Source organism: Bartonella refiksaydamii (assembly GCF_902652675.1).
Lineage (GTDB): Bacteria > Pseudomonadota > Alphaproteobacteria > Rhizobiales > Rhizobiaceae > Bartonella > Bartonella refiksaydamii.
In genome coordinates, this window is record NZ_LR736296.1 from 1 (window position 1) to 12094 (window position 12094).

10 protein-coding genes and 2 pseudogenes are annotated in these 12094 nt (G+C 38.8%); 7 read left to right on the top strand and 5 right to left on the bottom strand.

Translation table 11 applies throughout. From position 1 onward, the window contains the following. Nucleotides 1-367: 367 nt before the first annotated feature. Nucleotides 368-2359, top strand: a complete 1992-nt coding sequence (locus GQO39_RS03950) for a M23 family metallopeptidase (RefSeq protein ID WP_156851038.1) — start codon at nucleotides 368-370, stop codon at nucleotides 2357-2359. 75 nt (nucleotides 2360-2434) lie between these two features. Here the strand turns inward: GQO39_RS03950 and GQO39_RS09125 are convergent. Then, nucleotides 2435-2684: pseudogene (locus GQO39_RS09125) on the bottom strand (sensor histidine kinase); the annotation flags it as partial. 219 nt (nucleotides 2685-2903) lie between these two features. Here GQO39_RS09125 and GQO39_RS03960 point away from each other — a divergent pair. Then, complete coding sequence (locus tag GQO39_RS03960; RefSeq protein WP_156851039.1) at nucleotides 2904-4049, top strand: metallophosphoesterase; 1146 nt, start codon at nucleotides 2904-2906, stop codon at nucleotides 4047-4049. A 55-nt stretch (nucleotides 4050-4104) separates the two neighbouring features. Here the strand turns inward: GQO39_RS03960 and GQO39_RS03965 are convergent. Next, nucleotides 4105-4347 (bottom strand): annotated as a pseudogene (locus tag GQO39_RS03965) (sensor histidine kinase); the annotation flags it as partial. 326 nt (nucleotides 4348-4673) lie between these two features. On the opposite strand from GQO39_RS03965, the gene GQO39_RS03970 reads away from it, so the two are divergent. Continuing rightward, nucleotides 4674-6185 carry a metallophosphoesterase gene (locus GQO39_RS03970; RefSeq protein ID WP_156851040.1) on the top strand — a complete coding sequence of 504 codons (1512 nt, stop codon included), beginning with the start codon at nucleotides 4674-4676 and terminating at the stop codon, nucleotides 6183-6185. Between the two features lie 53 nt (nucleotides 6186-6238). Here the strand turns inward: GQO39_RS03970 and GQO39_RS03975 are convergent, their stop codons facing one another. The 3 genes from GQO39_RS03975 to GQO39_RS03985 all read right to left on the bottom strand — a co-directional run bounded on the left by GQO39_RS03975 (nucleotide 6239) and on the right by GQO39_RS03985 (nucleotide 8660). Next, nucleotides 6239-7669 (bottom strand): sensor histidine kinase, encoded by a 1431-nt coding sequence (locus GQO39_RS03975; RefSeq protein ID WP_156851041.1) that lies wholly within the window; start codon nucleotides 7667-7669, stop codon nucleotides 6239-6241. A gap of 225 nt (nucleotides 7670-7894) precedes the next feature. Then, nucleotides 7895-8449, bottom strand: coding sequence for an RNA polymerase sigma factor (locus GQO39_RS03980; protein ID WP_007552723.1), 555 nt, complete (start codon nucleotides 8447-8449; stop codon nucleotides 7895-7897). 7 nt (nucleotides 8450-8456) lie between these two features. Beyond that, nucleotides 8457-8660 carry a NepR family anti-sigma factor gene (locus GQO39_RS03985; protein WP_007552724.1) on the bottom strand — a complete coding sequence of 68 codons (204 nt, stop codon included), beginning with the start codon at nucleotides 8658-8660 and terminating at the stop codon, nucleotides 8457-8459. Between the two features lie 170 nt (nucleotides 8661-8830). Between GQO39_RS03985 and GQO39_RS03990 the strand changes: the two genes are divergently transcribed. The 4 genes from GQO39_RS03990 to GQO39_RS04005 all read left to right on the top strand — a co-directional run bounded on the left by GQO39_RS03990 (nucleotide 8831) and on the right by GQO39_RS04005 (nucleotide 11743). Then, a complete protein-coding gene (locus GQO39_RS03990) occupies nucleotides 8831-9625 on the top strand; it encodes a response regulator (protein WP_007552726.1) in 795 nt (264 codons plus the stop codon). A 20-nt stretch (nucleotides 9626-9645) separates the two neighbouring features. Further along, nucleotides 9646-10659: a PAS domain-containing sensor histidine kinase gene (locus tag GQO39_RS03995; RefSeq protein WP_156851042.1), complete on the top strand. Its 1014-nt coding sequence runs from the start codon at nucleotides 9646-9648 to the stop codon at nucleotides 10657-10659. A 219-nt stretch (nucleotides 10660-10878) separates the two neighbouring features. Beyond that, nucleotides 10879-11220, top strand: coding sequence for a hypothetical protein (locus tag GQO39_RS04000; RefSeq protein ID WP_156851043.1), 342 nt, complete (start codon nucleotides 10879-10881; stop codon nucleotides 11218-11220). Between the two features lie 76 nt (nucleotides 11221-11296). After that, the gene (locus tag GQO39_RS04005; protein WP_156851044.1) at nucleotides 11297-11743 is read left to right on the top strand and encodes a hypothetical protein; all 447 of its coding nucleotides are present in this window, start codon (nucleotides 11297-11299) and stop codon (nucleotides 11741-11743) included. The last annotated feature ends 351 nt before the right edge of the window (nucleotides 11744-12094 follow it).

Sequence of the window (12094 nt, forward strand, 5' to 3'; positions counted from 1 at the left end):
AAATAAATTATACATCTATAACGGGTATATAAACTAAATACTCTCAAAAAGGGGTTCTTTGAAAAATCCACCACAAATATGGACTATTCCCTTTAAAATAACGGACCAAAGGGACTAAGTTTAATCATGAACGCATGAGTAATCTGTTGTACAATCATATCAGTGTTTGTTTTAGGTGTTGATATCCTTTCCAACGCTGTTATGATTCTTTACACATTATTTACGACTATGATTGAAGAGAAGAAAAATTATTGCTGTATAAAAAGGATTTGAATTGTCTGTAATAAAAGAATCAAATTCTTGTCGAAACACACTAAGCTATGCTAGCCTTCTCTATTTAATATTTCAAGAAGTACTCTAAAAACCCATGTGGGATAGCGAACAACAGAAAAACGATCCTGGGCAAGACCCTGCTCTTGTAGTCAAACGCTTACTGCCAGCGCACCGACAAGTTTCTGTCCGTTGGCTCACAGGAACAGTTCTCACAGGAATCACTTCCTGCATTCTTATGGGCATTGCTCTTTTTGCTGCTCTAGACGAACAGCAACGACTGGTAACACCTCCACAATGGTTTACGCCAGAAAGCCTCTCACAAGCACAAGATCCTAATGCCAATGGATATAAAGGTGACCGTATTTCTCCCACGCATGCACGGCAAAGCTTTGACAGTAAGCGCCAATTTGAATTATCAATTGTGCAAAAAAAAGGGGATGAAAAAGTCATTCAGACACAAAAATTCGAATGGATTCGCATGGCTCTAGCCGAAGATCGCCCTCAGCGATACACCTATCCTAAATTTGATTCTTTAAGCATTTTTGCCAGTGATTCGAAAAATTCAACTGTTCAATTACAAGATTCCGGACACATTTATGGAGCAAAAGTGGAAACAAAAATAATCTTACGCAACCGTGATTTTATAATTGATCAAGAAAACTTTGATGGCGCAGATACCCTGACAGACGATGAAGTGCAACAAGAATTAAAAAAATCTGGATTTTCTTTGGAAAAAACCAACGAACTCCTTTCAATTCTTACCCTTATCGACCCTTTAAAATTAGATGACTTGTCCTCGCCATCCCAATTTACAGATACCCCTGAAGTCCGTATTGTTCAAGAGAATGTAACCGTTTCTCCTCAAAATCACCGAATTGATCTCACAAAAAACTATGCTGAAGATATTATTCCCATTCATAAAAAACAAAAGATAGCCGATGCTTTCAAAGAAACAAACTACACAAAAGAGCAAATTGAACAGGTTGTAACCAATTTGGTGAAGTTTAATCGTTCTGACATACTTAAAGAGGGAAGTCTTTTACGCATTGGTATCATTACACAGGCTGGAGAAGAAGATCATCTCGTGCGAGCAAGCATTTATCAAGGGCTGTATCATGTTCTCACCATTGCTCTGAATGACAAAGGGCAATTTGTTGAAAGTACAGAACCCCAAATGTCCCGTGTGCTTAAAACAGCTTTTCAGAATGGTATTCCACACTCTTATGTCAGTGCAGCACAGTTACCCACAGCTTACGACGCGCTCTATAATGCTCTGCTCAGCCATAATATGTCACAATCTCTCTCTCAACGTCTCATTCATTTGCTCGCCACCAACATTGATATGAAAGGTCGGATAACACCAACGGATCAGCTCGAAATATTTTATACCTTGCCACAACAAAACGATAAAGAAACCCAAAATGGCAATAAGAACCAGAAAACAAAAAGACCATCCACCAATGTAGATCCTGAAATTCGTTATATCAGCGCTACTTTCGGCAATACAACGTATAAATATTACCGTTATCAATCAAAAGACGGAAGCATCGATTACTATGATTCAGAAGGAAAAAGCTCTAAACCTTTCTTGCTCCGCAAACCTACTCCAAATGGCATTTTTGGTTCTCCCTTTGGGCCGCGCAAACATCCTATTTTAGGCTATGTTCGCATGCATACGGGCGTTGATTGGGTTGCACCAAAAGGCTCGCCCATTATTGCTGTAGGAGACGGTATTGTCACAAGAATTGGCGTAACAGGCGGCTATGGAAACCATACAGAAATTCAACACAGCAATGGATATATCAGCAGTTATTCACACCAGAGCCGTTATGCACCAGACATAAAACTAGGCGCAAAAGTCCATCAAGGACAAATTATTGGCTATGTCGGATCAACAGGAATGGCAACTGGTCCGCATTGTCATTTTGAAATCATTGTTAATGGTGTAAAAGTTGACCCTATGCGTATCCGTATACCTGACAGTAAGGCTTTATCTAATCAGGACCTCCAAGCATTTATACACGAAAAAAACAACATTGATTCTTTGTTAAACAGCTCCACAACACCATCAGAGAGCGCTTCTTAAGATCACACTAAAACTCTTTCAAAGTGCATTAAGAATCAAAATACACGCCTCCTCTTCGTATTTTTGCGAAAAGAAACGCACTCCTTCACTTTTGCTCCGATTTAACTGCAAACCAAGTAAAAAAGATACCGTACATAGAGAATGGCCAATGCGATGGCTAACATTCTGCAATGCTATTTCAACACATTGACGTTTTTTCTCGGAGTGATTGCGCGCTCTTTCCAATTCTTGTGTTCATTCTTTCTTTCACGTTTGCTTCAAAGGTGGCATTTTCACTCTGAAACAGACATATAAAGATAAAACGCTTGACAAAAAAATAATGAGAGAACGAAAACATCTGATAAATAGCATAAAAAATTATGTAATCAAAAACTCTTCCAAATATATTAATAAAAATTCTGCATATAAAAATGATATACTTATCCAACAGATAAAAAACTTCAATTAAAAACACAAATTTTGAAAATTATTTTTCTAAAAAATATTTTATAATATATCCGTATAATATTATATTTTTTAGTGTAATAATTGGAGAAGTAAAATTATGGTATATAATTATACAATAATAACTATTGTTACTTTAGCAATTTTTAACTATACAACTTTTGTTTGTGGAGCAACAAAAGGAGATATTACACAACAAAAAGTCATTAACTCTCGTGATGATACAAAAATATCTTCGGACATAAGAAAAAAAACTTCTATAAAAAACTATACCGCTATCATCATGGCTGATCCGCAAGCATGGTCTTTGGGTTACGGTGGCCCTAACTCGAAAGCAAAAAGAGCACGCTGGATCAGTAAAAATGAGAAAATTGCAAAAGCAATAAAATCACATAAAGCGGCTTTTCATATCGTTAATGGTGACTTAACCGAATTTGGGCGTAAAAAAACTTATGACGATTATGCAAACATATACAAAAAACTTGGCTCTCCTGTTTATGAAGGCCTCGGTAATCATGATTATGCCAACAATGTTGGCAATTGTACGATTCCTGAAGAAATGAATTCTTCAAGTGATGCGTGTGCTATAAGCGCCATCTCTAGAATGTTGAGAGAAATGAAGGAGTATAGTGATAAGCTCCCCCATTTCAATCAAGATATCACGGAAAATTTGACTGGCACCTCTAACACATCTGTTCACTTTATAGAAGGAAGTTTCGGTTACTCATGGGATTATGGAAATATTCACTACGTACAACTTCACAATTATCCAACTTATACAGTCAATTTAAAACAACATGATATAAATATCCATGTTAAGAGCTCTTTGGATTGGCTAAAAAAAGATTTAGCTGCGGCTGACGCCAGAGGGAAAATAACAATTATGAACTTCCACGATGCGCGTCCATTTTACCGTGATGGCTATTCACGTTTTCTTAAACCCGAACATACCCAAGATCTATCAGCATTTAAATCGATCATTACCTCTCATAATGTCAAAGCAATCTTTGCTGGACACACCCATTATCAGAGCTATTGTCGCGCACAAAATGACAAAGTCTTTGGCAATATTCCTGTATACACAGCGGGAGCACTGTTTAGAGGAGACTATTACCTCATCAATGTACAGGGGAAAGATATACATGTTAAAGCCTATAATGGAAGAACAGGTAAACCCACTTTGATTGAAGATTTGGGCATGATAGGCACCAACACGAAATTCTTCGAAAGCTGTAGCAATTTATGAGGATATTACCCTCATTTCTATACTGACAAACAAATGGAGATTTTAAGATCCCATTTTACGAAGGAAATGGCACTTCCTTTGAATTATTCGTTTGCAATTTTGGCAAAGGGATTGTGTCTTTTGTTCCACCAAAAGCAGAAGTTTCAAAAAGTGGTTTTTCACCAAACTGCATACAAAGCTGTTCAACAACCAAACGGCCAAGACCTGCTTTTTGCTTTAAAGTTTGGCTTTTCATACCTACACCATCATCTTCTACAATGAACATTAAGTGTCCTTCTGGATCGGAGCCGAATGACAAACTCTTCAAAAGCAACCCTGTATACAGAGCTTAGATATTCTACAAAAGAGACTATTATCTCATAGAAATGGCAAGGGGAAGTATAGACGTTAAAGCTTATCGCATTCTCTCAAGCCTTACAAAAAACTCATGATTGATGTTGAAATCTACCATTGATTGACGACTGTTTTTAAGATGCATCATAAAAATATCACAAAGTTTTGTTCTTGTGCTCTTCGTTCATAGTTTAAAGCACAGTACATGAAAAAATTAATTTTAATGCCTTTTGTAGCATCGCACCTGTCAAATGTTTTTGGGGAATTGTTTTAGTTCTAGATGAGGTGTTTATGCAATACAAATATAAAACAGTAGGAATTTTTTGTAGTGTCTTGGTTTGTATAAAGCCTTATTTTTCTCACGCTCAAAACCTTTCTGTGACACATGAAACAAGACGAAACTTCATTGAAAAATTACCTAAACCTCAACGAAGTGCGTTTGATGATCGTTCAACAGATGTGTACATCGTTAATGAACTTACCAATCCGCCTACTTCTATGGTATTAATTGGTAAAGGTATAGAGCGTGGTAAATGGAAAACAGGTGAATACTGGGGAAATGCAGGACCTTCGACTATGATTGCGCCTGGCTCGGTAGGAAAAGCAGCAACAACATCTCATGCTTGGCTTTTTGGCTCTGGTGGGTGGGTTCAATACAGAGTACAAGACGATGGAACTCTTTTAAAATTCCGGTGGTATAATCCATATAGTGGTGCCAATGAATATTCCGTTACCTCAAGCAACAAGAATTATTATTTTGAACGAATGGAGGGTGTAGGGGATAATGCTAGAACAATTTGGTACGTAAAAAGAAAGACTCCCCCAAATTATACTGTTGTCATAGCAGCTGACCCGCAGCCGTGGCGCTTGGACACTGGTGATCCTAATGCGAACAGCAACAGAGAACCATGGATAGAAGTAAATAAAAAAGTTGCAAATGCTATAGAAGCACACGCAGCAGCATTTTATATTATCAACGGTGACTTAACTGAGTTTGGTCGACCAAAAACCTATCAAGACTATGCGGATATCTATAAAAGCATCGTTTATCCTGTATATGAAGGATTAGGCAATCATGATTATTACAATAATGTTCGTGATTGTACAATCCCAATATCAAATCTTTCAAAAGATGCATGTGCAATAAGTGCTGTTAAAAGGATGCTCCAAGAAATAGATAAATACAGCAGTTCTTTACCTGAATTCAGTAAAGATGTGGCTTTTCGTCGGTACATTTACTTTGAAACGGCTCGTGATATAATAACTGGGAGTTTAAGTTACTCATGGGATTATGGAGATATTCACTATGTACAGCTGCAAAATTACCCAACTTATACTGCTTATTTATCTGATGGTCTCACGAAAGTAAAAATAACAAAAGCCCTGAATTGGTTGAAAAAAGATTTAGCAGCTGCTGATAAAAGAGGAAAAATTACAATTCTCAACTTTCACGATGCGCGTCCCTATTTGAGAGATAATGATTCACACTTTCTGCATCCCAAAAATGCGCGGGATCTTGCTGAATTTAAATCAATCATTACACGCCACAATGTAAAAGCAATCTTTGTAGGACACTTGCATTATCAGAACTCTTGTCGCGCACAGGATGATAAAGTCTTCGGAAATATCCCTGTATACACAGCAGGAGCACTTTTTAGAGGAGATTATTATCTCGTCAATGTGCGAGGAAAAAACATTCACGTGAGAGCTTATAATGGAAAAACAGGAAAACCAATTTTAACCAGAAATTTAGGGCAAAATGGAGCCAACGTATTCCTCTCAAAAAATTGTAGTAATTTATAAAGGCGTTATTTTCTTTCAATTTTAACAAACAAAAGGGAATTTTAAGATCACTCTTACGAGATAGATGGTGCGCTTTTCGGGCCATTGGTGTTGAGTTTTGGCAAAGGAATCACAATCCTTGTGCCCCCCAAAGCAGAAGTTTCAAAAAGGGGTTTCTCACCAAATTGCATACAAAGCTGTTCAACAACCAAACGGCCAAGACCTGCTTTTTGCTCTGGAGTTTGGCTCTTCATGCCCACACCATCATCTTCCACAATGAGCATAAATTGACCATCTTGTTGCGGACCAAATGAAATATAAATATGACCAACACGTTGATCAGGAAAAGCATGTTTTAAAGAATTTGTCAGCAATTCACCAAGAATAATTCCAAGCGTTGTTGCATCTCTTGAAGACAAGCAACAATCTTTAAAGTTTGTGTGAATGGTAATATTTTCGCGCAATTCAAAAGGAACTGCCAATTCAACATCATGCACGACAGAACTGAGGAACTCTGCCAATAAGGTTGTCTCCATATCATCACATAAGCGCAAACGCCGATGCGCAGTAGAGATTGTTTGGATACGGTCGCGTGCGGCACCAAGAACAGAACGCACTTCTTCATTTTTGCTCCGATTTAATTGCAGCCCAAGCAAAGAAGACACCGTACCAAGAGAATTGCCAATGCGATGGCTTGCATCTTGCAACAACATTTCAACACGTTGACGTTCTTTTTCGGCGTGGTTACGTGCTCTTTCCAAATCTTGTGTGCGTTCTTTCACACGCGCTTCAAGTGCGGCATTTTCACTATGAAGCAACAATTGATACATTTTTAAGGAGCGTATATCACGGTGAAAACGATTAATAACAAAATAGGCAGAAATAAAAGTACTCACCACAGAAACAATTGCCGCCAATGTTAGAGCAGCACGCATCAGCGCTATGCCTTCACGTTGTTTTTGCCGCACCACATCGTCACCATTAATAAAACTTGTCATCAATTGGGCTAAACGTGCTACTTGAATCTTCTGGACTTCAGAGGAATCCGAAGGTTGAGAGGATTGATCAGGAAGTGTATCAAGAGCATGCATATGCGCATTCATAAAAGCTTTACGCGTTTCGACCTCTTTTTTAAAAGCCGTAAACCATTCATACCATTGTGGATGGGCATAAACAATAAGCTCCGTATAATCGAGAATATCATCAAGCTCACGCGCTGCATTTTCAAAGCGTGCTTTATCCTCTGCCTTTCGGGTTTTTGCATAGCTGCGATCAGCGACAGCCATATCAATCAAACTAATAAGCACTAAATCAGCCTGTTCGCGCAACTCTGAACTTGTATTCAACTGTGCCACTTCCCGATCAACAGCGTTTGAGAGTAGTATAATAAAGGCTGATGCCAAAAGAGCCATAATAAGAGAAACAACAATCGCTACCCAACGCCAGCTTGATATAGCTGAATCAGAAGAAGGTATTTGAGGAAGCAAATTCGTCTTTGTTGTCATAGAATTTCCATCGGCGAACCTGAAACTTGTCATTTTTCAGCACAAAGGAAGGCTTACCTTATGGCTCTTAAGACAAAATCCCGAGAGATATTTTCACACAGGATTCCTTATTTCCCCTAAGGTTACACGCCAAACACTCTGAATTTCCTCAGATACTGACTTTACTTTAATAGCTATAACGGGAATAAAAAAAACAAGGCTATCAACTATAATTATTATGCTTTTTTAGCCGTTAAATGAACACAATGTACTACCAGCCGAATAAGAATCGGGACCATAATCGGATTCACCATTTACCTTCAGAAGTTTCTGTAAGCGATTACGCGCCCTGCTGACACGGCTTTTAATTGTACCAACAGCACAATTACAAATAGCTGCAGCATCTTCATAAGAAAAACCGGATGCTCCAATGAGAATAATGGCTTCTCTTTGATCAGCAGAAAGCATATTTAAGGCTTTTTTGAAATCTTGCAAATCAAGCGACCCGTATTGAGCAGGATGAACCGCCACATTTTGAGTAAACACACCATCAGTATCTTGAACTTCTCTTCCTTTTTTGCGCATTTGGCTGTAAAACTCATTGCGCAAAATCGTAAAAAGCCAAGCTTTAAGATTAGTTCCCATTTCAAAACTGTCCTGCTTAGCCCACGCCTTCATAATAGTATCTTGGACCAAATCCTCAGCTTTATCATGTTTACCACTTAAAGAAACAGCAAAAGCTCTAAGAGCCGGTAGAACCAGTAAGAGTTCCTGTTTAAAATTTTTTACGCCATTTATCATAAAGGATTCAAACCTTTTCCACATTGTTTAAACCAAATTGCTCTGCTCTCTCCAACCTCTCCAAGAGCTCCAGCAAATGCAGCGGGAGTGCTTCTTCCTGAATTTCCATGTAAAACTGACGTAATTTTCGTGCTATTTCGCTATTGACCCCAAGGAGATCATCTCCACACGCGAAATGATTAGTGAGATTTTTTTCATCACGGTCGTTCATTTTTTTTCCCCCTAATCCATATAATATCAGTAGTACCGAGAAGAATTTTTTCGCCTTATGGTTGTAAATATAGTTGTATGTAAAAAGTTCCATACGAGAAAAGGAACTTTTTCATCTCTTAAAGATTTCAACCAACAAAGTGCTTCAAAGGTCAAAGGAGTTTATAGATCATGTCATTATCAACGCGCATAGCACCGCATCTTCCGTATCTTCGGCGTTTTGCCCGCTCTGTCACAGGCAGTCAATTCTCTGGTGATGCTTATGTCTCAGCGATGTTGGAAGCACTTATTGCTGATATTTCCATTTTTCCCAAAGCATCCAGTGACCGCATTGGTACCTATTGGCTTTTTTGCCACCTTTTCGACCAAACTACACCAAACATCCCTGAACCACTGCCACAATTTGGTCTTGAACAAAAAACCAGTGCAAAATTATCGTATCTCACTCCGCGCGCACGCCAAGCATTTTTATTGATTGCCGTTGAAGGGTTTAATGAACAAGAAGCCCGCGAAATTATGGATCTTGATACGAAAGAATTCCGCAAGCTTCTCAACCAAGCATCGACGGATATTTCTCAACAAATTGCCACTGAAGTGATGATTATTGAAGATGAACCTCTTATTGCACTGGACATTGAGCAAATGGTAGAAAGCTTAGGGCATCAAGTAGTAGGGATAGCACGAACCCGTGATGAGGCTGTCATCATGTATCATAAGGAAAAACCACGGTTGATTTTGGCTGATATTCAATTGGCTGATAATAGCTCCGGCATTGATGCGGTCAATGACATTTTGCAAAACGACCGTATACCGGTAATCTTTATCACCGCTTTTCCTGAAAGATTACTGACCGGAGAGCGTCCAGAACCTACTTTTTTAGTTACCAAACCTTTTAATCCTGATATGGTGAAAGCGCTTATTTCCCAAGCTTTATTTTTTCAAGAGAATGCTTCGAAAGCGGTCTAGAATAGATTAACATCAAAATCATGATCGTTATGCCTCTTCCAAAGCCACCTATAGATAAATCACATATAAGCGCCCTCATGCAAGCGATCCGTGGCGCTGATATTTTTGTTTTATACCAGACAACAAACCTAGTCTATTTATGGGCTGAAAACTTGCCGCAACATTTACATAATAAATGGCGGATGGGATGTCGTGACAGTGATCTTTTTTCGCTTGATCTTGCAGATAATATGGAAACAATCAAACTGCAAGTTTTAGCCACTGGCAAAATGCAAACCATTGAAGCACGGTTTGAGGATATGGCCAAACAAGCGGTTTGGTATAAATTTTCTATTGATTGCCACCGCAATGACAACGGAGACATTATCGGTATTATCACTACCGGTGTTGATATTTCAGGATTACGCCGACGTGAGCAGGTGCTGAAAATACTCCTTCGAGAAGTCAGTCACCGTTCTAAAAATCTTCTTGCCATCATTCAAAGTATTGCCAGTCAAACCGCACGCTACACTGAATCCCTTCAGATTTTCTTACGTAAATTTCAAGGGCGACTCCATTCTCTTTCCCATTCCCAAGACCTCATCACCGATTCTGATTGGCGTGGTGCGCAATTTCGCGAATTGGTACAGTCGCAAGCTTTGGGCTATTTAATAAAAGACACGGAACGTTTTTCACTTGAAGGCGTAGATCCTTATCTTTTTCCGAATGCGGCTTTGCATATTGGTTTGGCATTTCATGAACTCATTGTCAATTCCCTCTCTTTTGGTGCCTTATCACAAGAAAAGGGAAGTGTTTGTGTAAGCTGTGAAATCCAAACAAAAATGAATGGAAAAACACAACTCCTCATCACTTGGAATGAAAATTTTGCAGCAGAAATTTTTTTTTCTAATGAGAACAAAGCCTGTTTTGGGAGTACCGTCTTAGAAAAGATTGTTCCCGTTTCTGTAAATGGTTCGGCTTCTTTAAAACTTACAGAAAAAGGAATGATTTATTGCTTGTGTGTTCCTGATACTTATTTTGATACCCTTTTTTAAAAGCGGTTAAAACACCACAAAACGAAAAAGCAAAACACACACCTCCACGGATTTCTCTCATAACATCCATTGTCTAGATTCCTTGCCCAACACACAAAACCCGCTGGAACCTAACCCGCTGGAACCTAGAACCTTTAAAAACATTTATTCATAATGAATAAGGCCTTAAGGCTGACAAATTGGATTCCATATTGTCAACATTTATTTTGAAAGCATTTTATGAATACCTTTGTTTTTATCCTCTTGTTGGTTTCATGTACAGATGATTTTAACAGCTGTTATTCTAACGATACAATGGTCAAAACCTACCCAACAGCTCAAGCATGTGAACAAGCCATGATACCTTCCACCAAAAAATTTGCCTCTTATGGGCAACAAATTTTTGCCCAATGTACAAGTATACAAGCAAACTTGCATCAACAAGAAGTAAGGCTGATCTGGTCCGTCACAAACCGAGGCAATTTTCTGCTTAAAAGCCAAACCATGAATGATAAAAGATCAAAAATCCATGAAACAAAAGCCCTCCCCTTATCGTCCCCACTTCTAGGGTTCCACCTATAAACCCCTTGCATAAAAAGCCTTAAAAGCATAAACCCATCAGACTCTAAGAAAACAATCAATGGAAGGGCACAGCACGATGGATAATAAGCAAACTCAACCCTCACAAGACCATCACCCAGAGCAATGTGCACTGCCTCAAGATTATCCCCTAGACCCTGCAGTGGAACGCGTGAGAAAAAAACTTATGTGTTTTATGATTGTTTCCATTTCTATCACACTCATTCTGATTCTTGCTGTTCTCTTTGCAGTTATATACAAAACCGTAACAATGGGATCATCTCCAAAACAAATAGATTCTTTTTCTTCTTACAACAAAAAATCAAAAATCGTGCACCACACGCTATCCTTACCCAAAAACACACAGATTCTGTCACAAAGCCTTGCAGAAGACAAGATTATGTTAAAAGTCTTAACGTCAGAAGGGCAAACAAAATTTATGGTTTACAATTATCAAACTGGAGCACTTATCGCTGTCCTTTCTCTTGAAACAACAGAAGAAGCACCTACTACCCTGCCCCGTTAAACCAGCAATACTTCTCAAAAGCGCTTAAATATCATTTTCTGGTACTAAACATTTTCCTCACAGCTCACCACTCGACGTCGACGTGGTTTCCTCTGTATTTCCTCACGCAACGAAAGGCAACGAGGGAACTTTTTCTGTCACCGCATCTCCATTTTGAGAAGAATCTGGCATGGTTCTTGAAAATTCAAGGGATACTTCTTTTTGGGCACGCACAGTACGGCGCCGTTAAACCAGCAATACTTCTCAAAAGCGCTTAAATATCATTTTCTGGTACTAAACATTTTCCTCAGAGGTCACCACTCGACGTCGACGTGGTTTCCTCTGTATTTCCTCACGCAACGAAAGGCAATG

Bases quoted from the DNA above. Each gene is read 5' to 3' on its own strand.
- GQO39_RS03950 (WP_156851038.1), top strand. From the start codon at position 368: ATGTGGGATAGCGAACAACAGAAAAACGATCCTGGGCAAGACCCTGCT.
- GQO39_RS03960 (WP_156851039.1), top strand. From the start codon at position 2,904: ATGGTATATAATTATACAATAATAACTATTGTTACTTTAGCAATTTTT.
- GQO39_RS03970 (WP_156851040.1), top strand. From the start codon at position 4,674: ATGCAATACAAATATAAAACAGTAGGAATTTTTTGTAGTGTCTTGGTT.
- GQO39_RS03975 (WP_156851041.1), bottom strand. From the start codon at position 7,669: ATGACAACAAAGACGAATTTGCTTCCTCAAATACCTTCTTCTGATTCA.
- GQO39_RS03980 (WP_007552723.1), bottom strand. From the start codon at position 8,449: ATGATAAATGGCGTAAAAAATTTTAAACAGGAACTCTTACTGGTTCTA.
- GQO39_RS03985 (WP_007552724.1), bottom strand. From the start codon at position 8,660: ATGAACGACCGTGATGAAAAAAATCTCACTAATCATTTCGCGTGTGGA.
- GQO39_RS03990 (WP_007552726.1), top strand. From the start codon at position 8,831: ATGTCATTATCAACGCGCATAGCACCGCATCTTCCGTATCTTCGGCGT.
- GQO39_RS03995 (WP_156851042.1), top strand. From the start codon at position 9,646: ATGATCGTTATGCCTCTTCCAAAGCCACCTATAGATAAATCACATATA.
- GQO39_RS04000 (WP_156851043.1), top strand. From the start codon at position 10,879: ATGAATACCTTTGTTTTTATCCTCTTGTTGGTTTCATGTACAGATGAT.
- GQO39_RS04005 (WP_156851044.1), top strand. From the start codon at position 11,297: ATGGATAATAAGCAAACTCAACCCTCACAAGACCATCACCCAGAGCAA.